A 24,604-nucleotide genomic window follows, 5' to 3' on the forward strand; every position below is an offset into this window, starting at 1 on the left:
CCGGCCACGGCGAGCAGAACTCTATGGCTAATTATTCCGCAGAAGATATCGAGGTATTGACGGGGCTGGACCCGGTGAAAAAGCGCCCGGGGATGTACACCGAGACCACGCGCCCCAACCACCTCGCCCAGGAAGTGATCGACAACAGTGTCGACGAAGCCCTCGCCGGGCACGCCAAGAAAATCGAAGTGGTACTGCACAAAGACCACTCCATCTCCGTCAGCGATGACGGCCGCGGCATGCCTGTGGATATTCACCCGGAGCAGGGGCGTCCGGGGGTGGAAGTGATCCTCTCCACCCTGCATGCGGGTGGCAAGTTCTCCAACAACAACTACCAGTTCTCCGGTGGTTTGCACGGCGTCGGTGTTTCCGTGGTGAATGCCCTGTCCAAGGTGCTCGAAGTGACCATTCAGCGGGATGGCAAGGTGCACCGCATTGGTTTCCAGGACGGTGAAAAAGCCTCCGATCTGGAAGTGGTCGGAGAGTGTGGCAAGCGCACCACGGGTACCAGTGTGCGCTTCCTGCCGGACCCGAAATACTTCGACTCGCACAAGTTTTCCGTACCGCGCCTGCGCCACCTGCTGCGTGCCAAGGCCGTGCTCTGCCCGGGCCTGAACGTCACCTTTATCAATGAGCAGGATGGTGAATCCGACCAGTGGTATTACGAAGACGGGCTCAAGGACTATCTCGCCGCAGCAAACCAGGGCTGGGAAGTGCTGCCCGCAGAACCGTTTATCGGCAACTTCGCCGCGCAGACCGAGGCCGCAGACTGGGCTGTACAATGGCTGCCGGAAGGTGGTGAAGTCACCGCTGAGTCCTACGTCAACCTGATCCCCACCGCCCAGGGTGGCACCCACGTGAACGGTCTGCGTGCAGGGCTGCTGGATGCCATGCGTGAATACTGTGAAATCCGCAACCTGCTGCCACGCGGCGTTAAGCTCGGACCGGAAGATATCTGGGGGCAGTGCTCCTATGTACTCTCCGCCAAACTCGCCGATCCGCAGTTTTCCGGTCAGACCAAGGAGCGTCTCAGCTCCCGTGAAGCCACCGCCTTTATTTCCGGTGTAGCCAAAGATGCTTTCGGCCTGTGGCTCAACCAGCACACCGAAGACGGTGACAAACTCGCCGAGCTCTGCATCAGCAATGCGCAAAAACGCCTGCGCTCAGCGAAAAAAGTCGCGCGCAAAAAAGTTACCCAGGGACCTGCACTCCCCGGCAAGCTCGCCGACTGCTCCAGCGCCGATGCCAGCCGCTCAGAACTCTTCCTGGTGGAAGGGGACTCCGCCGGCGGCTCTGCAAAGCAGGCGCGCGACCGCGAATTCCAGGCCATCATGCCCCTGCGCGGTAAAATCCTGAACACCTGGGAAGTCGACTCCAGTGAAATCCTCGCCAGCCAGGAAGTGCACGATATTGCCGTTGCCCTCGGTGTTGATCCCGGTAGCGACAATCTGGAAGGGCTGCGCTACAACAAAATCTGCATCCTCGCCGATGCCGACTCCGACGGTCTGCACATTGCCACTCTGTTGTGTGCGCTCTTTCTGCGCCACTTCCGTCCCCTGATCACTGCCGGCCACGTCTATGTCGCCATGCCGCCACTGTTCCGTATCGATATTGGCAAAGACGTTTACTACGCACTGGACGACGCTGAACGCCAGGGAATTCTCGATCGCATCGCCGCCGAGAAAAAGAAAGGGAAAATACAGGTAACCCGATTCAAAGGCCTGGGTGAGATGAACCCGCTACAATTGCGTGAAACCACCATGGACCCCAATACGCGACGGTTGGTCCAGCTCTATATTGACGCGGGAGACAACAGTAACCAGTTGCTGGATATGCTCCTCGCCAAGAAGCGGGCCAGCGATCGCAAGCAGTGGCTCGAAAGCAAGGGTAACCTTGCCGAAGTCAGTTGACTCCAAAGCCCCGCCTTGCGGGGCTTTGTTATTTTTGCCTCAAAGAAAAATACCCACTTACAACGGGTTGAAGGCCCTGATTGGCGAGATCCTGGCCGGATGTAGATCCATGATGCGGGTAGGAATATATGTCTAGATATAGACATATTCGATATGAGGCGGCATGGCTATATATAGCCATTATGGGTATATATAGACATCCCATGCCCAGATGTAGACATTATGTCTATATCTGGGGCTTATGAATAAAACTGTTAGGCAAAATAGGAAAAATTTTAGTGGATTCTATAACAAAAACTATTCGATGGAACTTGCTCATCTATTCATATGTAACAGGTGTCCTTGGAATTTTTACTGTTTTTTATTTTACTTGGCAAGACCAGCCCTCAGATAAGAATGTCGGGATGCTCCTGGGGATCGCTATTCTACTGTACGGCTACCAGATATTTGGGGCGTATGAGTTCATGAAGAACGATCAAAAAAGTAGAAACCTACTGCTATCTTTTATAGCGCAAATTCCAGTTCTATATACATCTTATTTCATTTATAAATTTTCGTCTGCTATTACGTATATCATTTATTTCCAATTTGCACCTAATGCTTATCTTTATTCATGGCAGTACTTTCACATAGGCTTGGAGTGGGCGCTTTCGTATGGTAGTGACCGTCCATTCGTTTTTGGCTTTAATCTGATTGCGCTACTTTTTCTCGTCTTGATCCTAATATATAGGTCCTTAACGCTTGACAAACTTTTTGCTAAGTATGCCTAACAAGGCGCTGCAGTTTGCTCCGGGCCTTTGGCCCTCCGCGGGACGCCCAACGCTATGCACCTTTTGTGCTGGTCGCTGCGCTCTCATTTTCGCACAAAAGGTGCATAGCATTGGGCGCCCCTGAGCGCGGCGTTAACGTGCTGAGGCAAGAAAGTAGTTCGTGGGCTGGCTGAGAAAAATCGAATTTAAAAAGTATTGAATAGCGGATTGTGGTTGAGTCCAGGTTCGGATAGAAAGAAGGTTTTTGCTTCGGGATTTTACCGGACATCCAAAATTATGGAGAAAAGCATAGTCTGCTAAAAATTGTTGGCTGCAAGTTAGGCGGCCCAATTTCAGCGTCGCTCGACACTCCAGGTTTGTTGTAAAGTAGAGAGAGACTTTTAGCTAATTCTCACCCTTTTTATATGGGTGTGGGCGGCAGGTCTCAAGTAGCAAATTTAATCCGTAGCGGCCCAAAGGGCAGTGCACGTTAACAATGCGAGGCAGTTCGTTCCGGCCCTTCGGGCCTCCACCGGACAGCTTACTTTGTCCACTTTATTGCGCGGTCGCTTCGCTCCCATTTTTGCGCAATAAAGCGCACAAAGTAAGCTGCCGCTGCTCGCGGCGTTAGAGTTTCGGCGTAATACGAAGCAATGAATGGAAAATAATTTAAATATTAGTGTTGGTACTAAAATGAATTTATTTTGGAGAGTTTGGAGGGGCTGGACGGTTGGCGTAACCGTTCTGTTTTTGCCGTTACTTCTGCTAGCTATCCTGTCATCTAAGAATATGCCAGATCTCTCGCTTTATACAATTCCATTAATCCCGGTAATTGCTGCGGTCCAGGGACTATTTGTAGCATGTTTGGTAGTATTGGGTCTTAAGATTTGGCCCCCTAAGCAAGCGCAGTGAGTACTCTAACAAAGCGAGGCAATTCGTTCCGGCCCTGCGGGCCTCCACCGGACAGCTTACTTTTCCCACTTTATACGCGGGTCGCTTCGCTCCCATTTTCGCGCATAAAGTGCGCAAAGTAATCTGCCGCTGCTCGCGGCGTTAACTGTTCATGGAGGGATCATTTGGGCATTCAAAGAAACGAAACATCAATAAATTGGAGTTACTTCTTAGCCTTAGAGTCAGATTTAGAGAGGCTTGCACGATTTGTTGATTTATCAGCGAACGAAGATACATTCTCTATCGAAATTGCGCGTCTTTTTTTGTCTTGCTGCTCCGAGGTAGAGGTAACCTTAAAGCAGCTCTGCGAAGTGTTTTGTCCCGATAGCTCTCCAAATCGCATCAATGAATATTATGAAGTGATAGCAGCTAACACCAAAGATTTTATTGAGTTTCAGGTTACTATTCCTAGGTATGGTGTAACTTTAACGCCATGGATTGACTGGAAAGCCGACTCTTCACCAGTTTGGTGGAGCGCTCACAACAAGGTTAAGCACGGACGTCATGAGCACTTTAGCAAAGCGAGCCTTAAGCATTGCCTAAACTCTATTGCGGCCCTTTATATGACCACTCTATATCTGAGCCATGCAAAACGCATAGAGGATGATGAGCTGCCTATTCCAAAGCTGTTGAGCGTATCGGATCGTCATTTTGTAGGTTCATACATGGGCAGGTTAGGTCCCCATAATGCCTACCATTTCGAGTAACACAGTTAACAAGGCGCTGCATTGGGACGGCTTACTTTGTGCACTTTGTTGCGCGGTCGCTTCGCTCCTATGCTGCGCAACAAAGCGCACAAAGTAAGCCGCCCCTGAGCGCGGCGTTAGTGTCTAGAAGGGAATCTGGTAACTATTATGCTTAGAGTATTGTTTTTATCATTATTTTCATTCGGAATGGCCTGCTGTGCTTCGCCGATCAATGAGAAATTTGTACCTATTTCATTGGCAATTAACGAGTTCGGTAGAAAGTACACAGCCAACTTTGTGGCTGATACAGAGGGCAGGTATATTGTAGCTATCGAGTACGAGACTACGAAAGAAAATAGACAAAGATTGCTTTGTCAGTTCAACGGGAAAGGCGGTCCTAGGTTTCCTGCTTGCGAGGAAAATTTATCGAAAGTCAAATTTACGTATCGAATAGTCAAAGAAGGCCATGGGGTTGTAGAAAAGCTAGATCGAGACTATTTGCCTGATGCATTTTTTGCGGCCGAATCTGCAGGCGCTCTTATAAGTTATCTTCCAGCAATGCCTGGCGAAAAATTTTCGGTAACTGTAAGTATTGATTCAGGAAGTCAGTCAATTTTGAGTGCTAAACCAAAATTAATCATATGGTCCCCGCCAACACACTAACAATCAGCGGCAGAGCGACAGCCAACGCTACGCACCTTTTGTGTTACTCGCTGGCTGCGCCTGCGCTGGGCGTTAGGTTTCCGTAATGGCAACAGATGGATTTGTTTTACTTTTTTGGATTCCGGTACTTGTAATATCTGGATTCCTTTGCGTTGCATACTATTTTTCTAGAAAAGATCGTGAATTTTCTACGTCCTTCAGTAAATTTAGTGGGCGCAGAGTTATCCTTGGTATTTTTGGCTCCCTCCTAGCGGCAGCTATCTATGCATTGATCAATGCTGTCCAAATCGGCTTCGGAAAAATCGATCAGGGAATATTTACATTTCAAGAGATGCTGATTCATATTCCAGGTTACTTTATCTACTTATATGTTTTGCTTACTCCATTCATACTCCTGGGCGTGGGCATCATAGGTGTTCCTTCAATTTTAATCTTAAACCAATTTCGTCTCGCTTCGTTTTTTGGAGTCGCTCTCGTTTGTCTGCTAATTTCAATACTCTGGGGTCTGAAAGTATATTATTTCCCTTACAATAATTGGTGCCATGCTAACCCATTTGCCTGTTTTAGAAGTAATTTTTCATATATGATTTTCGCCTGCATTATTATAGGTGGTGGTTTTTCACTCGGTGCAAGGTTACCGTTGTGGCGTAACTCCGGTGAGTAAAAACCTAACAAACAGCGGCAGAGCGACAGCCAACGCTACGCACCTTTTGTGTTACTCGCTGTCGCTCAAACATTAACACAAAAGGCGCTCCGCGCTAGCTGCGCCTGCGCTGGGCGTTATGCGTCTCGGTTCAAAGGGAGTTACGAAATATGAATCTAAAATTTCCTAAGTCTATGGAAGAGTTTAAGGAGCTAATTGAGACTCTTGATGTCGAATCGCCAACTCAATGGGCGAGTAGTTCCGAGTATCGTCGTGGAGATGTAATTGAATTTTTATTTTTATGGTCAATTTGGCAATACATCGAAAACCCTAATAATTCATCTTATTCAAAAGATCGTATAGAAAATGAAAAAGCGTGGGCCAATAGAAACCCAAGTAGAACAATAAACCCTGTAATTCCGATAGTTGAAAAATTCATTAGCAAGGGAATATCTCCTGAAGAAATTTCGCAACTCGTTATGTTGGAGCAAGAAAGTTTGGCGTACAATATCTGCTATCATCTGGACGATCCGAATTCATGCACCGGAATGATGAGCCATGAAGATAATGGGGTCGGCTTATATGTAGAAGATAAGAATGGAAATCCTATTGTTACCGAATGTATGACTTGTTTGCACGAAGTGCTTCATTGTGCAAAGCCTAAAGGTTTTCTACTTTGATTTACACTGATCAATGACGCTGAATAAATATAATTCAATTTGATCGGGCACTAAAAATTACATGTAGCGGTTTTAGTGTAAGTCAGTGGTGTAGTCAAGCATAACAAACAGCGGCAGAGCGACAACCAACGCTACGCACCTTTTGTGTTACTCGCTGGCGCTCAAACATTAACACAAAATATGCTCCACGCTAGCTGCGCCTGCGCTGGGCGCTCAGGGAGCCTTTAGCCTCGCTAAGCCTTTATCGTATTCTTGCTGGTGAACCGTCAGTAGGCTCCCGCGCTGTAGATCAATTCGTAGCTATGACTATAAATTTCTACGATGTTCCCAAACGGATCTTCCATATAAATCATGCGGTACGGCTTCTCGCCGGGGTAATAGTAGCGCGGCTTCTCCATGCGCTTTTTACCACCAGCAGCCACGATGCGCTGTGCAAGTTCTTCGACGTTCGGGTCTTGTACGCAGAAGTGAAAAACCCCGGTTTTCCAGTACTCGAAATTGTCTTTCGGGTTGGTCTGGTTTTTGAACTGAAAAAGTTCCACTCCGATTCGATCTCCTGTCGATAGGTGAGCGATACGGAAGCTCCCCCAGCCCGCGCCGAATACATCGGTGCACATCTCTCCGATGGCGCTGTCGTCCTCTTCGATCTCGGTTGGCTCCATAATCAGATACCAACCCATGACCTCTGTATAGAATTTAACGGCGCGCTCAAGGTCCGGCACGGATATGCCAATATGTGAAAAATTTCTTGGATAAACGTTGCTCATTGCTGTCCTCCTCTGGTGAGTAAGAAAAGGTTACATAATACTTATTATTACGTAAAATTATGATTTGTGATCATTTAGATTTCATAATGTAATGATAAATACCACTTGGTTACGCAGCTTTTGCACACTGGTTGAAGTTGGTCATTTCACGCGTACCGCAGAGCGGCTCCATATGACGCAGTCCGGGGTTAGTCAGCACGTCCGAAAGTTGGAGGAGCAGCTCGGCACTGAGCTGCTTGTACGGCAGGGCAAGCAGTTCTCACTCTCGGATACCGGTGAAAGACTTTATGCCGACGCGCAGGGTATTCTCCTCGCGTTGTCGAATCTGGAGCAGAACATTCGAGACGATCCGCCCTACGAAGGAGTTGTGAGGGTGATGTCGCCGGGAAGTGTCGGGCTTAAGTTGTATCCACATTTGCTGGAGTTGCAGAGCGAGCATCCGAAGCTTGTTATTGATTATCGGTTTGCACCCAATGCCGATGTGGAAAATGCAATCGCTGAATCTACCGTTGATATTGGATTCATGACGTCGAAACCCACCCTGGCCGATGTGGTTTGCACGCCGGTCGCGCAAGAGTCGCTGCTGTTGGTAACACCTGCTTCAGTCAAAGAGCCGGAGTGGGACACGTTGATGGCACTTGGCTTTATCGACCACCCTGACGGGAGTCATCACGCTAACCTGCTTCTCGGTGCCAATTACCCTGAATTTCAGCACAGTAACCTGTTTCCAAGAACGGGATTCTCAAACCAGATTGGCCTGATTTTGGAACCGGTAAGTATGGGGCTGGGTTTTACCATTCTTCCGGCACATGCGGTTGAAGCCTTCCAACGGCCTGAGCAGATTAAAGCTCATCAACTTTCTAGCCCGGTCAGCGAAACGCTATACCTTTGCGCTCTGCGGAATAGGGCGCTTCAGAAGAGGCTGGAAACGGTAATTTCCGAAGCCAAGCGATGGCTCTAGGAAAAGCTGAAATTTGATAAATCGCGTCGCTACGTTCTAATTTTTGCGAAAATACGCATCGTTAGGGTGTCCACTTATCTGGGTAAGATCAGGCTCGACAAGGGCTCGTCAGTAGTTGATGGAGCCCAATGTGCCATATGAACCTTGATGTTATTTCAGATGCGTTTGCAGAAACTGGATCATGTCGTCCAGAGTGTCCGGTGCATCATCATCAAAACAGTTGCCTAGATATTCGTTGCAGCCATTATCGAGAAAAGCATGATTTTTGTCTGCGTACTCTTTGAATACTACTGATTGCCCCGCCGTTTCCAGATGATCTGCAAACTTCTTAACGGCTGCTGGCGGTGTCGCTGTATCCCTGCTGCCGACGTGAGCAAATATTGCGGGTAGCTTTCGGTCCTGTACATTGGGTATCAGGTGAATTGGCGATACGGCCTGGTAGAGCTCCGGATGTGTGGCGACGCTGATATCGTTCCCGAAAATGCTACGCGCTTTGGCGCCGCCCATTTGCCAGAAGCCGTTACCCGGAGACTCCAGACCTTCGCGGACCCGCTTTTCAAGATCAAACACACCGTAGCTCAGTACCGCCGCTTTTATCGGGCTCTGTTCCCGGTTTGCGATCTGTTCCGGTGTTTTTCCGGCGGGGATATAGGTAGGCCGGAATGAGAGGTTACCCGGGCCGAAAGGTTTACTGCTCAGATTAGTCGCAGCGAGCACGACCATGGCGCTCAAGTGGCCACCGGCGCTATCGCCGGTAACGGCAATACGGCCCGGATCACCGCCATACTTGGAAATATGCGCTTCTACCCACAGAAATCCGCCGAGCGCGTCCTCAATAATTTCGCCCATGGTTGTGGTGTTGTTATTGTCACCGAGCAGTCGGTAGTTCATGTTGGCGACCACAAACTCGCCATTGCGTGCGAGGTATCTGGCAGTGGATTCCATGATGCTGTTGTCGTTAATCAGCCAGCCGCCGCCGTGATAGATGATCACAACCGGATACCGTTGGCGGCCGGTGTCAGGCACAAAAATGTCAGTGGTGAGGGTCTTGCCGCCGGCCTTTGCCCACGGGATATCCCGGTATTCGAGCAGTGGGCTCGTTACCTGCTGCGGAGTTGATTCGGCCGATGCCGAGGCTGTGTAGCCTGCGAGTAGGAATAGCAGAGTGACGAGGGCAGAGCGAAGGGCGCTAGGTGAGCGTTTGAGGAGCATGGGTGGCCTCACATGTTGTGGTGAGGCCACTCTACGGGGCATTTCGAGTGAATGCCAGGCGGGCTGTCGTTTAGCCAGCTTCGGCAGTACGGGAGGGCTCTTCGGCGCTTGCGGAGGTCACTGAAGCCCTGGCGAGCCGGCGGCCGTATGCGGCAAGCAGGAATCCGATCGGGAACATGATGACGCCGTATATGGCCGAGGGTACCGACATCTCATTGGATTGCAGCAGGGTGAGTGTCACCATCAATCCGAGTGTGCCGTTTTTGATACCCAGCTCGGTGGCAACCGCAAGGCGTTCGCGGCTTCCCAGCCCGGCAGCACGGGTGCAGAGCAGGCCAATAGCGATACCCAGAATATTCAGGGCGACGGTTGCGGGGCCGGCCTGGATCAGCAGGTCGACAACACGGTCGCGCATGCCGTAGATAATACCGGCGATCAGAACTGCAAGGACCAGCCCGCCAAACACGCTGACCAGCCCTTCCGCGCGTGCAGCCAGGGCCGGGCGCAGCGCCTTCACGCCCATGCCTATGGCCACCGGTAGTAAAACGATCGCAGACAACATCAATACCGTCTTCCCGAATGGCAGAGAAATAGTTTGTTGTGTGCCGGAGAAAGCTTGCAGGGCGTAGTTTGCGAACAGCGGCAGGCTCATGATCGTGATCAGGCTGGCAGATACGGTCAAAACAATAGACAGTGCCACATTGCCCTTGGCCAACAGGGTAAACAGGTTTGATGTGGTACCACCGGGACACGCGGCGATGATTACCAGTCCAACCGCCATTGCCGGAGGCAGCTGTAGTGCCCATGCAAGCGCGAAGGCGGCGAGGGGCATGACCACGATTTGGGTGATAGTGCCGATAATCAGGCCGGCGGGTTTCACGGTGACCTGGTGAAAGTCCCGGGCGGTGAGGGTCATACCGATACCGATCATGATGATGAACAGGGACAGCGGGAGACCGATCGAAATGAGAGGGCTGGATTCCATGGGAACCTCCGGATTTATTATTAGCTCTTATGTGTATAGCCCAAAGTGCCGGAGCTTCCATCCGTTGGCAAGTTTTCTAAGGACATGACGGTCGTGGCCTTTGCGGCTTCGCGGGTATGGCCACGCTGTCACCAGCGCCCGACAAGCGGCGCTGGCGAGGGTGAGTGCAGGCCAAGCTCAGAGCAGGTTTAGTGCAGGCTGAGTTAGTGCAGACTGAGCTAGTGCAGGCTGAGAGAGTAACGCAAGGTGGTGTAATCTTGCGGGTCGGCCTTGCAGGCAAATCCCAGTTCCCGCGCGACGTGGTCGATGGCGCTATTGCCTGCGGATTCGATGGAGTAGATTTCGTCCAGGCCATCTGCTTTGGCGGCGTCGACCAGCTCGCCTAGCAACAGTTTACCCAGGCCGACGTTTTGCCAGTCATCGGCAACCACGACGGCGCACTCGCAGGTGCGGCCATCCGGATCACAGGCGAAGTTGGCGACACCCGTGGCGTGCAGGGTCCCGGATTCATCCTCAAACAGTGCGATAAAGGCTTCGTGCTGCGCGTCATTGTCGGTGAGTACGCGCATCAGTTGCTGACTGACCTGGCCGATCCCGCCGAGAAATCGCATGCGGCTGGAGTCTGCTGACAGACTCTCAATCAGCTCCCGTTCCAGTTCACCGTCGCTGGCCCTGACCGGGCGGATGCTGACTTCGCGGCCGTCGCGTAGCGTGTGGGTCGTGTAAGACATAAATTAGCCCTCCCCGTTTTGTGGTGGAGAAATACTACGGTGGGCCTTTTGGTCTCGAAAGGTTCCACGGTCAGGAGCGTGAATAATCCTGCATAAAGTGTTCACGGTGCGAAATTGCAATTAAAACTGGGCAGTCTACCGCGCTGTGTTATAGTGCCGCGGCTGGCGCTACCGCCAGTTGCGTCATCTGTAGGTCGAATTAATTTTCGACTCAATTCCGGAACGCTGTTCTCAACAGTGTGTCTGAACCCTTTCTACTGAATGCCGCACCCGGCCGATTGAGAACATTCGGCCAACGCCTTTGGCGGCAACCAATCTCACCCCGTGGAACATCGGCCCTGAATCTGAAGTCTGACTGGACTTGAAACAAGGGATCGGCGGGTTGAGCATTCCAATTTTTGCCCGGAGCACCACGGCTCGGGCGCAACGCGAGCCGGCGTGATTGTTCCGCAGGCTGCACTCAAGTAAGAAAACCTATGCTTTTTGAAGACCTCGGCCTTGTGCCGGAAATTGCCCGCGCCGTTGCGGAGCAGGGCTATACCAAACCCACCCCGATTCAGGAGCAGGCCATCCCTGTGGTAATGCGCGGTGGTGACGTGATGGCGGCGGCCCAGACCGGTACCGGCAAGACTGCCGGTTTTACCCTGCCGCTGCTGCACAAACTGAGCGCCGGTGAGCGCGCGCGCAACAACCAGGTGCGCGCCCTGGTGCTGACCCCTACCCGCGAACTGGCGGCGCAGGTGTTCGACAACGTACAGAGCTACAGCCAGTACCTGCCCATGCGTCACTCGGTGGTGTTTGGCGGTGTGAAGATCAACCCGCAGATGATGCGCCTGCGCGGTGGTGCAGACATTCTTGTGGCCACCCCCGGCCGTCTGCTGGACCTGTACAACCAGCGCGCGATCAAGTTCGACCAGTTGGAAACCCTCGTGCTGGACGAAGCCGACCGCATGCTGGACATGGGCTTTATCCACGACATCAAAAAAATCCTGAAGGTACTGCCGACGAAGCGCCAGAACCTGCTGTTCTCTGCGACCTTCTCCCCGGAAATCCGCAGCCTGGCCAAGGGCCTGGTGAATGACCCGGTAGAAATCGACGTGGCGCCGCGCAACAGCACCACCAAGACGGTGGTCCAGAAGCTGCACCCGGTGGATAAGTCCCGCAAGGCGTCTCTGCTGTGTCATCTGATCAAGGAAAATGGCTGGCATCAGGCGCTGGTGTTCAGCCGCACCAAGCACGGTGCCAACCGTCTGGCCAAACAGTTGGAACAGAGCCGAATTCCGGCGGCAGCGATTCACGGCAACAAAAGCCAGAATGCGCGCACCAAGGCCCTGGCCGACTTTAAAGCCGGCAAGGTGCAGATTCTGGTGGCCACTGATATCGCCGCGCGCGGTATTGATATCGACCAGCTGCCCCAGGTAGTGAACTTCGATTTGCCGAACGTGCCGGAAGATTACGTGCACCGCATTGGCCGTACCGGCCGTGCCGGTGCTTCCGGCCAGGCGGTGTCTCTGGTTTCAGCGGATGAAGCCAAGCAGCTGTGGGATATCGAGAAGCTGATCCAGAAGCCGATCGAGCGGGAAGAAATTGAAGGCTTTGAGCCGGATCACCAGCTGCCGGCCTCCGGTGGCAAAGCGGGAAAAGGCAATCAGGTGCGTCGCGGTGGTGCCAAGCCGGCAGCGAGAAGTGGCGGTGGCAATAAAAGCGGTAACCGCAGCGGCAACGGCGGCCGCGGCGCCGCTTCTGGTAGTCGCTCCGGTGGTGCCGGTCGCGGCGAAGGCCGACGTAGTGATGGAAGCCGTAGTGATGGAAATCGCGGTGACGGGAATCGTCGCAATGGCAACGGCGGTAACCGCAGCCGGTCAGCGTCTGACAACGGCAACAACAATAGTAATAACAGTGGCAACCGCCGTCGTCGCCCTCAGCGTCGCACGGAATCCGCGTAACACCGCGATTTTCGCTTGCGCCAGTTGGTGTTCAACAACTGGCGCCGGCGCGCTGTAAAACCGATTCGATACTGGCGACGACGGCCTGGCATTTTTCCGCATTCAATGCATCTGTATGAGGTGCGGAAAAGGCGCCTTTGTCGTTGTCGAAATATTTCCCTGAGGCCCCCTCGAACTCGCTGGAGAGGGCTGCACGGACAAGGATGTCTGTCCCTATCTGAATATCATTACCCGCCTGCCCGAATCCCTCTTTCACCATTTTGGTGGCGAGCAGAGAACCTGGATTCACCGCGACAATCAATGGGCCCTGATCCCCGTTCCGTCGAGCCTGGTCTGCGGTCCACATGGTCAGTGCCAGCTTGCTCTGGGCGTAGGCGTTAAAGGCGTCGGCGATAGGGCGCTGCCCTTCCAGTGCCTGGAGATCGACCGGCGACTGTGCGGCAGATGACAGGTTGACCACGCGCGCATCTGCGGCCAGGTTTGGCATCAGCAATTGCGTCAGCAAAAAGGGCGCAACGGTATTTACCGCAAACCGGATATCCAGGTTGTCTGCTGTACGCGTTTCCGGAACCTGAAACACACCGGCATTATTGATCAGAACATCAATGACCGGGTGATCTCTGGTGACCGCCTGAGCAAGCGTTTGTACTTCTTCCAGCACGGAAAAATCGGCGAGGTTACCAGCTGCGGTATTTTTTTCTGCCGCACCCGGGGCCTTCCCGAAAACCGTTTCTTGCGCTGTGGCGAGCTTGGCTGCGCTGCGTCCGTGCAATAGAACCTCGTGCCCTTGTGCATGCAGTGCCTGTGCCGTGGCCAGACCCAGTCCATCGGTGGCACCGGTGATCAGAATGGTTTTCTTGTTCGCTTTCATAAGGCCTCCATTTTCGTAGTCAGGGTGCTTTGCCGCTCGTCTCAGCCGGTGCTGGCAGAATTCTCAGTAGCTACTCGATTCGGTAGCTGCCATTGGAGTTGATGTAGAGTACCGCGCCTTCCTGAGTTTCGATGCGATGCTTACCCGCTGTGGAGGCGCTGAAAAAGCTGCTTGGCGATAGCGATGTCCGGGTTTTGTCTCTGTTCCATCGGTAGCTGGCCTCACCGCTGACCACTACCGCTTTCAACCCGTTCGGGTTCTCGATGGTGCCGTTGAATCCGGCAGGTAATCGGACAAAGCTGCCATTGGCCGCACTGGGTTTACCCCAGAGATACGCCACTTGCGCGTTCCCCTTATCGAGCCAGGTCACGTCTTTCGCATCCAGCCAGACGAGGTTGCGCTCATCGATATTGATCGGGCGCTCGCCGCTATCAAACGCTTTCTCCGGGGGCAGCACGAGATAGGGACCGCTGTCGATCTCCAGATAGATCAGGTTGCGCTCTCCATTGGCTGCGGTAATGTGGGTTTCCCCTGCGGGCTGTGTCCAGAATGAGCCGGTGGAGAGCCACATGTTTTCCGCGCCCGGGTCATCATTGTGCATACGCCCTTCAATCACCACACCGCGGTAAGTGATGTTGTGAATGTGGGGTGGGGAAGAGAACCCCTTGTCGAATTTCACCAGCATCCCGGTTGCCATATCTTTGGTCCGGTCTCCCCACAGGTCGGCGGCTTTGGGGCTGGCATCCCCTCTGAGCGGGTTGAGCAGGCCCCACTCAATATTGTCGGTGGCAATGACGGTGTGATCGCCGGCGATGGTGGGTAGTGCAAACAGACTTGTAGCCAGAGCTATTGCCGTTAGTGTGATTTTTCTCATGTGGATTTATCTCCCGGTGAGGACCAGCGCCTTCCTTTGGGAAGAGCGCTGTGCCCCTGCCTTGGCGTAAGGGAACAATTAATTTTCTACAACAACCTTGCCGATGGCTTTGCCAGTCGTGAGGTGATCCTGGGCGCGGCCGATATCTTCGAGACCAAAGTAGGTGTCGTCCACCAGGGGTGTCAGTGCGCCGGCATCAATAATTTTTGCCAGTTCCTTCAGAATGGCACCGTGGGTTTCCCGCTGCACGTTGTGCAGCATGGGGATCAGCATAAATACCACATGCAGTGACAATCCTTTGAAATGGGCCGGGCTGAGGTCCAGGTCGAGCAGCGCGACGGTGGTGGCGATTTGGCCGTTGAGTGCGGCAGCCTCGAACGAGTTGCCCAGGTTCGCGCCACCCACCGAGTCAAACACGATATCGAAGCCGGTCCCGCCGGTGTGTTTTTCCACATAGTCAGCGACCTTCTCTTTTTTGAAGTCGATGGCGGTGGCTCCGTACCCTTGGATAATCTCCAATTGCTCGCCGTGGCCGGTGGCGTATGTATCGGCACCGAAGTGGCGCGCCAGCTGGACTGCGACGTGGCCGACACCACCGGCACCGCCGTGGACCAGTACGCGTTTTCCTGCCTGGGTACCAGCCCGTTTCAGTCCCTCAAATGCGGTGATGCCAACCAGGGGGAGCGCGGCCGCTTCACGCATGGAGAGGGTTTTGGGTTTGTGCGCGACCAGGCGGGCGTCCGCCAGCATAAATTCCGCGAGGCTGCCTTGCAGGTCTGCCAGCCCACCGGCGCAGCCGTAGACTTCATCGCCAGGCTGGAAGTCATTCACGCCTTCGCCGACGGATTCCACGGTGCCGGCGAAGTCCATGCCGAGCACGGCGGGAAGATCCGGTGCCAGAGGGAGCTCCTTACCCATTTGGCGGATCATGGTATCGACGGTATTGACGCTGGAGGCGGTGACGCGCACCAGCAGGTGACCGGGTTGTACGTCCGGGCGCGGCAAGTCGGTGGCCTGGAAGCGGGCATCGGCGCCGTATTCGTTGAGGATCATGGCTTTCATGGTGTGCTCCTGTCGCTGCCGGGGTCCGTGGTCTTCAGTGCCCGCGGCAAGTGGTATAGGGACCGTTCTGATGGAATACCACTAAGATAGGCGTTTCCCGTTTCAATAAAAACGGTGCATATCGGAGTTCACTTTTTAGCTTTTCTATATAAACGGCTATTGCAGCCAGGTGGGGCGTTGTCCGATGTGCTCAAGCAGAAAGTCGATAAACACCCGCACCTTGGCGGTCAGGGCGTTGGATTGTGGGTAGACAAGCCACAGTGCGGCCCGGGTATCGGCTTGATAGTCGGGGAGCACCCGGATCAGGGCACCCGAATCCAGATCCGCTTTGACGCTCCACAGGGCGTTCAGGGAGATACCGGCACCGGCGATGGTGGCAAGCCGCTGGCTGGCGCCGTCGTCGATGGTGAGTCGGGAGCCGGCCGTGCGCGGGTCGAACTCGCCGCGGCGGCCATCGGCGGCGACCAGAGGGGTAGTACCGAGACCGCGAAAGGCGATCAGCTGATGCTGACCGAGCGCTTCCGGGGTTGGCGGGGCACCGTGTTGCTCGAGGTACGCGGGGGACGCACACAGCACCACAACATCATCGGCCAGTTTGCGCGCTTTCAGGCTGCTGTCCGGCAGTGCCGCATAGCGCAGTGCCAGATCGAAGCTGCCTTCGATCAGGTCGAATTCCGTATCCGTGAGTCGCAGGTCCAGATGGACCTTGGGGTGGCGCTGCATAAACGCCGGCAGGATCGGCGCTATATATAGCTGCGCAAAGGTGCTTGGGGCGGTGAAGCGCAGGGTGCCGGTGGCTTCGAGGTTACCTTTGCCGAGGGCGGCAAACGCCGCGTCTTCCTGGGCGAGGAGTTCTCGGGCAAAGGGCAGGAATTCGGCGCCCTCGAGAGAGAGGGCCACCTTGCGTGTGGAGCGGTGCAGCAGATCTGCGCCAAGGGACTTTTCCAGCTTGGCCAGTTTGGCGCTGGCCACCGCCGGTGCCATCCCCAGCTCGCGGCCAGCGGCACTGATATTCAGCATTTCTGCGGCTCGCACAAACAGGCGTATGGCTTCGGTATCCATCGGCAGGCTTCATCTACGGTAAAGAAAACACGTCGGCGTGCCGCCGGGCTGTGGGCAGCGCAGTCTGCCCATCAGTTTTTTTGACGCTCGAAATAATCCAGTGCCAGCTGGGTAATCGCCCTGGTACCGATGGCCAGCGCACTTTCATCCACATAAAAGCGCGGTGAGTGGTTGCTGGCGGCGGTGGCCGGGTCGGTGCCCTTCGGGGTGACGCCGAGGAAGTAGTAAAAGCCCGGTACTTCATTGGCGAAAAAGGAAAAGTCCTCGGCGCCGGTAATTTTCGGGATCACCATGACTTTGTCATCGCCGGCTGCCGCTTTCAGCGCCGGGATGGCGGCCTGGGTCAGTTCGGGATTGTTCACGGTGACCGGGTAGCCCTCGAGAATTTCCACTTCCGCTTCGGCTCCGCTGCTTTCGGCAATTTTCTCCGCGGTCACCTTGAGGCGTTTGAAAATCTCCTGGCGGTTGTCCATATCGAAATTGCGGATGGTGCCATTCAGGTAGACGCTGTCGGGGATGATGTTGTTGCGTACACCGCCGTCGATTACGCCGTAGGACACCACCGCCGGTTCCTTGGTGATATCGATCTGCCGGCTCACCAGGGTCTGGGTGCCCATTACGATCTGCGCCGCGGCGGTGATCGGGTCTACACCGCCCCAGGGGCGGGAGCCGTGGGTCTGGCGGCCTTTTACGTTGATACGAAATTCATCGGAGCTCGCCATCAGCGGGCCGGAGCGGTAGCCGATCACACCCACCGGCAGGCTGGAGGTCACGTGCTGGCCAAACGCCACGTCCGGCTTGTATTTTTTGAACAGGCCTTCCTTCAGCATCAGTTCCGCACCGCCTTCCTCGCCATCCGGCGCGCCTTCTTCTGCGGGCTGGAAGATAAACAGCACATTGCCGGCCAGCTCATCGCGCATATCTGCCAGTACCTGGGCGGCGCCCATCAGCATGGCGACGTGTGTGTCGTGGCCACAGGCGTGCATCACGCCCACTTCCTCACCGTTGTATTCGGTTCTGGCCTTGGAGGCGAAGGGAATGTCCACCTGCTCGGTAACGGGCAGTGCATCCATATCCGCGCGCAGCGCCACGGTGGGGCCGGGCTTGCCACCCTTGAGCAGAGCGACCACACCGGTGTGGGCGATGCCGGTTTCCACTTCCATACCGAGGGCTTTCAGGTGCTCGGTGATGTATTTGGCGGTTTCAAATTCGCGGTTGCCGAGCTCCGGGTTCTGGTGCAGGTGGCGGCGCCACTCGATGACCTTGTCTTCGGTCTGCTTCAGCTGTTTGTCCAGTTCGGCGGCGTGTGCCATGGGCACGAGGGCGAAGGCTGGGGTGAGGGATATCGCGAGTGCGATGAGTGTCTTTTTGATCGAATTATTATTCACAAGGATTTCCTGTGTTGCGATGCATAGCCAATAGTGAGGTAACCATGCGCTGCTGCAAGAATCAATCCTGATCGCCGGAAGCGGCTGAGACGATTGCGCCGGGTAAAAAAAACCGCGCTCGGAGGCGCGGTTTCGGGAAGTCAGGAGGAGGTTGGGATTTACATATTGAAGTAAGTCGCCGCGCCCGGTCCCACCGGCATGCCGGCAATAAACACCCACAGGAAGAACAGGGCGGTCCAGCCGATAAAGAAGAAGATGGAGTAGGGGATCATGGTGGAGATCAGCGTACCCATGCCCAGGTCTTTCTTGTAGCGGGTGGCGAAAGACACGATCAGACCGAAATAGCTCATCATTGGCGTGATGATATTGGTCACGGAATCGCCGATCCGGTAGGCCGCCTGGATCACTTCCGGCGCATAGCCCAGCAGCATCAGCATCGGCACAAAGATCGGCGCGGTCACCGCCCACTGGGCCGACGCGCTGCCCAGGCTCAGGTTTACCACGCCACACATCATGATAAAGAACAGGAACAGAATCGGGCCGGTGAGGCCAATGCTCTGCAGGGCCTCGGCACCCAGCACCGCAAAGATGGTACCCAGGTTGGTCATCTTGAAGAAGGCCACGAACTGCGCGGCGAAGAACACCAGCACGATGTACATGCCCATGGTGCCCATGCTCTTGGACATGGCGTCGATCACGTCGCGGTCGTTCTTCATAGTGCCCACGGTCTTGCCGTAGACAAAGCCCGGGATCGCAAAGAACACCACGATCAGCGCCACAATGCCCTTCAGGAACGGGGAGCCGGCCACGGCGCCAGTCTCCTGGTTACGCAGTACGCCCCACTCGGGCACGATGGTGAGTGCCAGCAAACCACACACGCCCAGTACCGCGAGGCCGGCGAACTTCAGGCCGCGCTTTTCCTCGGCGGTGAGCTGGGTCATCTTGTCCTGGGACAGGTCCACGGAGGCTTCGCTGTTGTCGTACTTGCCCAGTTTGGGCTCGACGATCGCCATGGTCACCCAGCTACCCAGGGCGGTGATCAGGAAGGTACTGATGATCATGAAGTACCAGTTCACTTCCGGGCCAACCACATAGTTGGGGTCGATCATATGCGCGGCGGATTCGGTGATACCGGACAGCAGCGGGTCCACGGTGCCCAGCAACAGGTTGGCACTGTAGCCACCGGAGACACCGGCGAAGGCCGCGGCCAGACCGGCCAGCGGGTGGCGGCCGAGGGAGTGGAAGATCATTGCCGCCAGCGGGATCAATACCACATAGCCCAGCTCAGACGCGGTATTGGAGATGATACCGGCGAACACCACGATCACGGTGACGGTGCGCTTGGAGGCCTTCAGCACCATGCCGCGCACGGCGGCAGACAGCAGGCCGGAGTGTTCCGCAATGCCCACACCCAGCAGGGCCACCAGTACCGTGCCCAAGGGGGCGAAACCGGTAAAGTTGGTGACCAGTGTGGTTACGATAGTCCTGAGCCCCTCACCGGAGAGCAGGTTCACCACATGGATGACCCCGTCTGCGGAGCGGCCGGCGGCGCCTTCCGGGCGCGGATCGATCACCGAGAGATCGAAGAATGAGGCGATGCCACTCAACACCACCACGCCCAGGGCGAACATGGCGAACAGGGTAATGGGGTGAGGGAGCAGATTGCCCAGCCACTCGACCGTATCGAGGAAGCGGGTAAATGCGGTTTTCTTACCAGGCCCGGCAGGCTGGATGTCACTCGAGGAAGTGGATGTCGTCATTATTTCTCCTGTGGCTCGCCTGCCGGCTAAAAAATGATCAAATGGCGCGCAATCATACATGAAAAATGACAGCGATGCCTTTTGGCGCAGCGATACCGGTTTTTATTCTCTGGCTATGCAATTTTCGGGCAATGTTCCGCCCAATTATCGGTTTAATAAAGGACATGCTGCCAGTTAATTGGCGCAGAATGCAATGTTTGTCAGGGTTTGCGCAGGGCTGGGCAGAACGGGGCAGGGCGATAGGGCAGGGGCGGGGGCGGGCACCGGCGGTGCCCGCGTAACGGTATGGTCAGAATTTGTAACCGAGACCGACGGAATACACCCAGGGGTCGATATCCACATCGGTGGTGATGCGGGTGTTGTAGCCCTGGTTGGTGCGGAAGTCGATTTTCGCCTTGGTATCGATGTCCAGATACCAGACGGCCGCGTTAAACAGCCAGTTGCTGTCGCGGCCGAACATAATGTCGATCCCCAGCTCGCCGGCCAGGCCCCAGGAGTCATCCAGTCTCAGTGTGGCGTTACTGCTGGCGTCGAGCACGTCCTCAAAGTATTCCTGGGCGACGTTGCTGATGTCCTCGTCCATAAAGGTGGTGAAATTCACACCGATACCCACATAGGGCTGCACCCAGGATTCCTTGCACACTGGGAACCACTGTACGGTGAGGGTGGGGGGAAGGTGCTCGATGCTGCCGAGATCGACTTTGCCCAGCAGGCCACCGTTTGGATCCGGCAGGCCAGCCACCGCGAGGTCGTGCTTAAATGGCAGGGCAGCCAGCAGCCCCAGAGCGAAGTGGTCGGCGAACAGCCAGCTGGCGGTAAAGGTTGCGCTGTCTCCATCGTCTACATAGACACGGGTATCCTCCAGGTAGATGCTATTGTCGATGCGCAGCAGGTCGGAGTCGTCATCCGGATCCACAAGGCCCCAGCCGATGCGGACAACAACGTCCCCCTGTTCATAATCCGCCAGGCAGTAATTGGCGCCCAGAGAGGCCACTATAAGGGCGGCGGCGAGGCTGAGAGTTTTCATGAGGTCGCTCCTTGAACTACATGGCGTTACAAAACATCGGATCCGCGCAACACTTTGAGTCTAGTCGGGCGTTGGTTTACGTAACCTTTTCGCGTCTTATCCGGTGCCAGCCTGTCAAAGGTTCGATCTCCGGGTGTGTGCAGGGTTGTTAGAGGCGTGTCCTGGCGCAATAATGTGATCACAAATTCGGACTTCCGGTGTAGTGTAGGTGAAGAGATGAAAATTGGTGTTCTGAAGACGGATGATGTGCGGCCACAGTTGGTGGATGAGTTTGGTGAATACCCGGAGATGTTTGCGGCGCTGCTGCAGCGGGAGGATCTGTCTCTGGAGTTTGTGACCTACGAGGTGCAGCACGGGCAGTATCCGCAAGATATTGATGAGGTGGATGCCTATCTGATGACGGGCAGCAAAACCGGTGTTTACGATGATCAGCCGTGGATTGCGCCGTTGATGGCGTTTGTGCAGGAGCTGCACCGCCGGAAGAAGCCGACCCTGGGGATCTGTTTTGGTCACCAGTTGATTGCACAGGCACTGGGTGGTGAGGCGCGCAAGTCGGAGAAGGGCTGGGGTGTGGGTGTGCACAGTTATGAGGTGCAGGAGACGCCGGGCTGGATGGTGGAGCCGCAGGATCAGTTCAGTCTGCTGGTGAGTCATCAGGATCAGGTGGTGGCATTGCCGCCGAAGACAAAGGTGATTGCGTCCAGTGATTTCTGTCCTTATGCGATGCTGCAGGTGGGTGAGCACATGCTTACGATGCAGGCGCACCCGGAGTTTACCAAACCGTATTCGAAGGGCCTGATGGAGTTGCGTCAGGAGGTGTTCGGGGTGGATATGGTGGAGAAGGGCAAAGAGTCCCTGCACAACGATATCCATGCGAGCGCGGTGGCGCGCTGGATGTTGGCTTTTTTGAAGAGTGCTTCGTAGGTAGCATCTCACAGTCAAGGTGCTTTGTTGTCATCTCGTGGCGCCAAAGCACTGGGTATCTGTTTTCGAAACCGCTGTGGATACATCCCTGTACGCTGCGTCGGCGACGTCCATGTCGCCGACGCTTTCGAAAACAGATACCCAGCACTTTGACTTCAGCTCACCTATTTACTTCGTAAGCACGTTATTTCCACTTGATATTGCAGCCGATAGACGGCGTCTGATCTTCGCTCGGTTTCTCGCCAGTCAGAATCTTATCCACAGCCTCCAGTAAATCCTTTCCGTCCACAGGCTCATCATTCCCTGGTCGACTGCCATCAAACTGGCCGCGATAAGCCAGCTTTCCTTCCTGATCAAACAGAAAAAAGTCCGGTGTGCAGGCCGCGTCAAAGGCCTTGGCGACGGACTGATCTTCATCCACTAGATAGGCAAACGGATATCCCCGCAGTGCAATTTCCTCGCGCATTTTTGCCGGGCTGTCTTCGGGGTAGCTGGCGAAGTCGTTGCTGTTGATGGCGACGATACCGAGGCCTTTGGGCATGGTCTGGTTGGCGAAGGCGGTGAGGGCGTCGGCGATGTGTTTTACGAAGGGGCAGTGGTTGCAGATAAACATGACCAGTAGCGGTTTGCCGGCGTAGTCGGTGCTGCTGATGGTTTTGCCTTCCGCGTCGGGGAGGGTGAAGGCGGGAATGTTGGTGCCTAGCGGGATCATCGTGGATGGAGTCAATGCCATAAAAAATTCCTTTTGTTGGCAGGAAGTTAAGCGGGTTTTTATTTGGGAGGCTACATGTCGTGAATTTTAAAGCGCGCGGAGGTACGCGGAATTGCCATAGTAATGGAATTCTTCCAGGGCACTGTACGCCAGCTTGATCACATGATCGTCGTCACTGTGCAGCGCCTTTTCTACAATCTCCGCCTGTCGTTGTGAAATGGAGCGCAGTTCACTCTTCTCAATGGGCAGAATATTTTTCGGTCCGGTACTCAAATACGCGATCACCAGCCCTTGCCAGAAATAGCGCAGTGCCGCTTCGCGATCGTCGCAGTAGGGCAGGATCAGACGCAGTGCGTGACAGCCGGTTACACCGTGGAGCAGGGTAAAGTCGCCGGTGCCGAGATAGGCGTGTATGGCGACATCCGCAATATCCTCCAGCCCAATCGATTGCGGCTGAATAGGGGTATCCATCCAGCCCGGTTGGCCGGTAACGGACTGCATATGATCGGCAATATTTCCCGGTGCTAGGGGAATGGCGGGGTATTTACTGGCCACCGCGGCAAGGATTTCGGCTGGTGAAGCGGGAATTCGCTGATCGCTGCTGGCAAATTCGTGATAGTCGAGGTTCCAGTAAGTGAGGCCCATGGCCACTTCTTCGAGGTGGCGGGCGTCGATGCCATAAGCGGTACGGATCAGCCCGTGAAATGCGGCCGTGGCCATGGACGGCAGCAGTGGTGGCAGCTCCTGTTGCAGACATTTGGCGATACCAAGCTGTTTGAGCTGGCGTTCGTAATAATTCAGCACGCTGGGGGAGCGATCTTCGCGGTTGCGTCCCTGTACGGGATCGCTGATCTGTTCCACTGGACTCGCCGGGCGCGGTTGCAGATGCGGTGTGCTGCGATCGAACGCGTGCCGCAGGCAATCAGGGGGAGCCCTCAGTTTGTCGAGGGCGATGAGTACCATGGGCAGGTGGTTGGCGAGGCGATCGCCGTAGTGCACGTGGTAGCGACTGCCTGCTTCCAGCAATTGTGCACAGTCGCGGGTGATACTCATAGGGTTTCTCCCTGTCTGGCAAACGGATTGAAACAGGCTAGCGGATTTCTACGGGGTCTCCCAATTGTATGGTTGCCGTGGGCTGGTCGGCAGTGGCCGGGGCCAGGTTCATACCGAAGTAAATCTGTCCATCTTCCCAGCGCCGGTAGCTGGCCAGGGTTTTCAGCGGCTCTTTCTGAGCGCGACCGGTAAACGGGTGGAGCCCGGGAATGGCGCAGCGGGCGCAGGGATGGGTACAGTCGAAGGTCACGGGCCCGTCTTGGGTGTGGACAATCAGGGTTTTCCAGTCGTCTTCTGCAAAAGGTTCACAGCCACTGACCACCAGGTTCGGGCGGAAGCGCAGCATGGATACGGGCTCAGTCAGGCGGCTGTTGAGATCGTCCAGGGAGGCCTGACTGATAACCAGTAAAGGCGCCGCGTCCGCGAAGCTGACCTGGCGATCCTGTCGGGGCGCCTCCAGCGGGCGCTGGAACTCCGCCCCCTGGGCCACCAGTCGTACCGGTGACTGCAGCTGGTCGCTCAGCCATTGCGCTACATCATCGCCCGCATCCCGGGCTGTCACATCATCACCCCACACACGCACGCTTCTCAGCTCGGAATCAGCGCCAGGCTGATTTACCTCGAACCGCTCACCGCTGGCACTTTCCAGTTGTAAGCCCGTCGCGGTCACCGCCGCTTTGAGTTGAGCCATGGCACGGGTGCGGCGCTGGGTGACGAACTGATTGTCGGTATCTACCAGCATCCAGCGGCGGTCGTTCACCGCACCATAGGTGTCCAGCGAAAGGGATTTGGTCTTATGGCCCTGCAGAGATTTGACCGGGAAGTGATAGAGCGCGGAAATTTCCATTGGTGGCTCCGGAGTAGGGGGATTTATCTGGCCGGCATTAGCGCATCACGGCCGTCATGGTACAGGAGGTAGCAGCGAAGCTCTAACTGGAACGCCCGCATTCGCATTTGGGACAAACGGAGTCAATACCACCGCGATGA

General features: G+C 55.2%; 22 protein-coding genes. 8 read left to right on the forward strand and 14 right to left on the reverse strand.

The features are described 5' to 3' along the window. Positions 1-23: 23 nt before the first annotated feature. From parE to ACXAG1_RS05335, 5 genes are all read left to right on the forward strand, one after another. The gene (parE, locus tag ACXAG1_RS05315) at positions 24-1,910 is read left to right on the forward strand and encodes a DNA topoisomerase IV subunit B (protein WP_475119144.1); all 1,887 of its coding nucleotides are present in this window, start codon (positions 24-26) and stop codon (positions 1,908-1,910) included. A gap of 1,825 nt (positions 1,911-3,735) precedes the next feature. Then, positions 3,736-4,317, forward strand: a complete 582-nt coding sequence (locus ACXAG1_RS05320; RefSeq protein WP_475119145.1) for a hypothetical protein — start codon at positions 3,736-3,738, stop codon at positions 4,315-4,317. Positions 4,318-4,464: 147 nt separating this feature from the next. After that, positions 4,465-4,959 carry a hypothetical protein gene (locus ACXAG1_RS05325; RefSeq protein WP_475119146.1) on the forward strand — a complete coding sequence of 165 codons (495 nt, stop codon included), beginning with the start codon at positions 4,465-4,467 and terminating at the stop codon, positions 4,957-4,959. Between the two features lie 85 nt (positions 4,960-5,044). Continuing rightward, positions 5,045-5,623 carry a hypothetical protein gene (locus ACXAG1_RS05330; protein WP_475091443.1) on the forward strand — a complete coding sequence of 193 codons (579 nt, stop codon included), beginning with the start codon at positions 5,045-5,047 and terminating at the stop codon, positions 5,621-5,623. Positions 5,624-5,772: 149 nt separating this feature from the next. Beyond that, the gene (locus ACXAG1_RS05335) at positions 5,773-6,282 is read left to right on the forward strand and encodes a hypothetical protein (RefSeq protein ID WP_475119147.1); all 510 of its coding nucleotides are present in this window, start codon (positions 5,773-5,775) and stop codon (positions 6,280-6,282) included. A gap of 266 nt (positions 6,283-6,548) precedes the next feature. Here the strand turns inward: ACXAG1_RS05335 and ACXAG1_RS05340 are convergent, their stop codons facing one another. Continuing rightward, positions 6,549-7,049, reverse strand: coding sequence for a lactoylglutathione lyase family protein (locus tag ACXAG1_RS05340; protein ID WP_475119148.1), 501 nt, complete (start codon positions 7,047-7,049; stop codon positions 6,549-6,551). 91 nt (positions 7,050-7,140) lie between these two features. Between ACXAG1_RS05340 and ACXAG1_RS05345 the strand changes: the two genes are divergently transcribed. Further along, positions 7,141-8,010: a LysR family transcriptional regulator gene (locus tag ACXAG1_RS05345; protein WP_475119149.1), complete on the forward strand. Its 870-nt coding sequence runs from the start codon at positions 7,141-7,143 to the stop codon at positions 8,008-8,010. A gap of 150 nt (positions 8,011-8,160) precedes the next feature. Here the strand turns inward: ACXAG1_RS05345 and ACXAG1_RS05350 are convergent, their stop codons facing one another. The 3 genes from ACXAG1_RS05350 to ACXAG1_RS05360 form a co-directional block, all read right to left on the reverse strand. Further along, a complete protein-coding gene (locus tag ACXAG1_RS05350; RefSeq protein WP_475119150.1) occupies positions 8,161-9,222 on the reverse strand; it encodes an alpha/beta hydrolase in 1,062 nt (353 codons plus the stop codon). A gap of 70 nt (positions 9,223-9,292) precedes the next feature. Further along, complete coding sequence (locus ACXAG1_RS05355; RefSeq protein ID WP_475119151.1) at positions 9,293-10,207, reverse strand: bile acid:sodium symporter family protein; 915 nt, start codon at positions 10,205-10,207, stop codon at positions 9,293-9,295. Positions 10,208-10,425: 218 nt separating this feature from the next. After that, positions 10,426-10,938 (reverse strand): GNAT family N-acetyltransferase, encoded by a 513-nt coding sequence (locus ACXAG1_RS05360; protein ID WP_475119152.1) that lies wholly within the window; start codon positions 10,936-10,938, stop codon positions 10,426-10,428. 476 nt (positions 10,939-11,414) lie between these two features. Here ACXAG1_RS05360 and ACXAG1_RS05365 point away from each other — a divergent pair, with 476 nt between their 5' ends. Next, the gene (locus ACXAG1_RS05365; RefSeq protein ID WP_475119153.1) at positions 11,415-12,884 is read left to right on the forward strand and encodes a DEAD/DEAH box helicase; all 1,470 of its coding nucleotides are present in this window, start codon (positions 11,415-11,417) and stop codon (positions 12,882-12,884) included. Between the two features lie 31 nt (positions 12,885-12,915). Here ACXAG1_RS05365 and ACXAG1_RS05370 read toward each other — a convergent pair whose 3' ends face one another. The 7 genes from ACXAG1_RS05370 to ACXAG1_RS05400 all read right to left on the reverse strand — a co-directional run bounded on the left by ACXAG1_RS05370 (position 12,916) and on the right by ACXAG1_RS05400 (position 20,928). Beyond that, positions 12,916-13,755, reverse strand: coding sequence for an SDR family NAD(P)-dependent oxidoreductase (locus ACXAG1_RS05370; protein WP_475119154.1), 840 nt, complete (start codon positions 13,753-13,755; stop codon positions 12,916-12,918). A 70-nt stretch (positions 13,756-13,825) separates the two neighbouring features. Next, positions 13,826-14,629: a DUF4437 domain-containing protein gene (locus ACXAG1_RS05375; RefSeq protein WP_475091836.1), complete on the reverse strand. Its 804-nt coding sequence runs from the start codon at positions 14,627-14,629 to the stop codon at positions 13,826-13,828. 78 nt (positions 14,630-14,707) lie between these two features. Then, complete coding sequence (locus tag ACXAG1_RS05380) at positions 14,708-15,691, reverse strand: zinc-dependent alcohol dehydrogenase family protein (protein ID WP_475119155.1); 984 nt, start codon at positions 15,689-15,691, stop codon at positions 14,708-14,710. A 156-nt stretch (positions 15,692-15,847) separates the two neighbouring features. Then, the gene (locus ACXAG1_RS05385; protein ID WP_475091838.1) at positions 15,848-16,753 is read right to left on the reverse strand and encodes a LysR family transcriptional regulator; all 906 of its coding nucleotides are present in this window, start codon (positions 16,751-16,753) and stop codon (positions 15,848-15,850) included. A gap of 71 nt (positions 16,754-16,824) precedes the next feature. Continuing rightward, on the reverse strand, positions 16,825-18,141 hold the full coding sequence (locus ACXAG1_RS05390) for a M20 family metallopeptidase (protein WP_475119156.1): 1,317 nt from the start codon (positions 18,139-18,141) through the stop codon (positions 16,825-16,827). 158 nt (positions 18,142-18,299) lie between these two features. Then, positions 18,300-19,901, reverse strand: a complete 1,602-nt coding sequence (locus ACXAG1_RS05395) for an AbgT family transporter (RefSeq protein ID WP_475091840.1) — start codon at positions 19,899-19,901, stop codon at positions 18,300-18,302. A gap of 289 nt (positions 19,902-20,190) precedes the next feature. Then, a complete protein-coding gene (locus ACXAG1_RS05400; protein WP_475091841.1) occupies positions 20,191-20,928 on the reverse strand; it encodes an OmpW/AlkL family protein in 738 nt (245 codons plus the stop codon). A gap of 216 nt (positions 20,929-21,144) precedes the next feature. Here ACXAG1_RS05400 and ACXAG1_RS05405 point away from each other — a divergent pair, with 216 nt between their 5' ends. Continuing rightward, the gene (locus ACXAG1_RS05405; protein WP_475091842.1) at positions 21,145-21,852 is read left to right on the forward strand and encodes a glutamine amidotransferase-related protein; all 708 of its coding nucleotides are present in this window, start codon (positions 21,145-21,147) and stop codon (positions 21,850-21,852) included. Between the two features lie 184 nt (positions 21,853-22,036). Here the strand turns inward: ACXAG1_RS05405 and ACXAG1_RS05410 are convergent, their stop codons facing one another. The 3 genes from ACXAG1_RS05410 to ACXAG1_RS05420 form a co-directional block, all read right to left on the reverse strand. After that, positions 22,037-22,585 (reverse strand): thioredoxin family protein, encoded by a 549-nt coding sequence (locus ACXAG1_RS05410; protein WP_475119157.1) that lies wholly within the window; start codon positions 22,583-22,585, stop codon positions 22,037-22,039. 66 nt (positions 22,586-22,651) lie between these two features. Beyond that, positions 22,652-23,617 carry a questin oxidase family protein gene (locus ACXAG1_RS05415; protein ID WP_475119158.1) on the reverse strand — a complete coding sequence of 322 codons (966 nt, stop codon included), beginning with the start codon at positions 23,615-23,617 and terminating at the stop codon, positions 22,652-22,654. Positions 23,618-23,654: 37 nt separating this feature from the next. After that, positions 23,655-24,464, reverse strand: coding sequence for an MOSC domain-containing protein (locus ACXAG1_RS05420; protein WP_475091845.1), 810 nt, complete (start codon positions 24,462-24,464; stop codon positions 23,655-23,657). Positions 24,465-24,604 lie beyond the last annotated feature (140 nt).

It is taken from the genome of Microbulbifer sp. ABE4_465 (assembly GCF_056160765.1).

Excerpts from the sequence above, each read along its gene's own strand:
- ACXAG1_RS05380 (WP_475119155.1), bottom strand. The coding sequence starts at position 15,691 with ATGAAAGCCATGATCCTCAACGAATACGGCGCCGATGCCCGCTTCCAG.
- ACXAG1_RS05340 (WP_475119148.1), bottom strand. The coding sequence starts at position 7,049 with ATGAGCAACGTTTATCCAAGAAATTTTTCACATATTGGCATATCCGTG.
- ACXAG1_RS05365 (WP_475119153.1), top strand. The coding sequence starts at position 11,415 with ATGCTTTTTGAAGACCTCGGCCTTGTGCCGGAAATTGCCCGCGCCGTT.
- ACXAG1_RS05355 (WP_475119151.1), bottom strand. The coding sequence starts at position 10,207 with ATGGAATCCAGCCCTCTCATTTCGATCGGTCTCCCGCTGTCCCTGTTC.
- ACXAG1_RS05415 (WP_475119158.1), bottom strand. The coding sequence starts at position 23,617 with ATGAGTATCACCCGCGACTGTGCACAATTGCTGGAAGCAGGCAGTCGC.
- ACXAG1_RS05385 (WP_475091838.1), bottom strand. The coding sequence starts at position 16,753 with ATGGATACCGAAGCCATACGCCTGTTTGTGCGAGCCGCAGAAATGCTG.
- ACXAG1_RS05350 (WP_475119150.1), bottom strand. The coding sequence starts at position 9,222 with ATGCTCCTCAAACGCTCACCTAGCGCCCTTCGCTCTGCCCTCGTCACT.
- ACXAG1_RS05335 (WP_475119147.1), top strand. The coding sequence starts at position 5,773 with ATGAATCTAAAATTTCCTAAGTCTATGGAAGAGTTTAAGGAGCTAATT.
- ACXAG1_RS05370 (WP_475119154.1), bottom strand. The coding sequence starts at position 13,755 with ATGAAAGCGAACAAGAAAACCATTCTGATCACCGGTGCCACCGATGGA.
- parE (WP_475119144.1), top strand. The coding sequence starts at position 24 with ATGGCTAATTATTCCGCAGAAGATATCGAGGTATTGACGGGGCTGGAC.
- ACXAG1_RS05345 (WP_475119149.1), top strand. The coding sequence starts at position 7,141 with ATGATAAATACCACTTGGTTACGCAGCTTTTGCACACTGGTTGAAGTT.
- ACXAG1_RS05395 (WP_475091840.1), bottom strand. The coding sequence starts at position 19,901 with ATGACGACATCCACTTCCTCGAGTGACATCCAGCCTGCCGGGCCTGGT.
- ACXAG1_RS05405 (WP_475091842.1), top strand. The coding sequence starts at position 21,145 with ATGAAAATTGGTGTTCTGAAGACGGATGATGTGCGGCCACAGTTGGTG.
- ACXAG1_RS05420 (WP_475091845.1), bottom strand. The coding sequence starts at position 24,464 with ATGGAAATTTCCGCGCTCTATCACTTCCCGGTCAAATCTCTGCAGGGC.
- ACXAG1_RS05325 (WP_475119146.1), top strand. The coding sequence starts at position 4,465 with ATGCTTAGAGTATTGTTTTTATCATTATTTTCATTCGGAATGGCCTGC.
- ACXAG1_RS05330 (WP_475091443.1), top strand. The coding sequence starts at position 5,045 with ATGGCAACAGATGGATTTGTTTTACTTTTTTGGATTCCGGTACTTGTA.
- ACXAG1_RS05410 (WP_475119157.1), bottom strand. The coding sequence starts at position 22,585 with ATGGCATTGACTCCATCCACGATGATCCCGCTAGGCACCAACATTCCC.
- ACXAG1_RS05375 (WP_475091836.1), bottom strand. The coding sequence starts at position 14,629 with ATGAGAAAAATCACACTAACGGCAATAGCTCTGGCTACAAGTCTGTTT.
- ACXAG1_RS05360 (WP_475119152.1), bottom strand. The coding sequence starts at position 10,938 with ATGTCTTACACGACCCACACGCTACGCGACGGCCGCGAAGTCAGCATC.
- ACXAG1_RS05400 (WP_475091841.1), bottom strand. The coding sequence starts at position 20,928 with ATGAAAACTCTCAGCCTCGCCGCCGCCCTTATAGTGGCCTCTCTGGGC.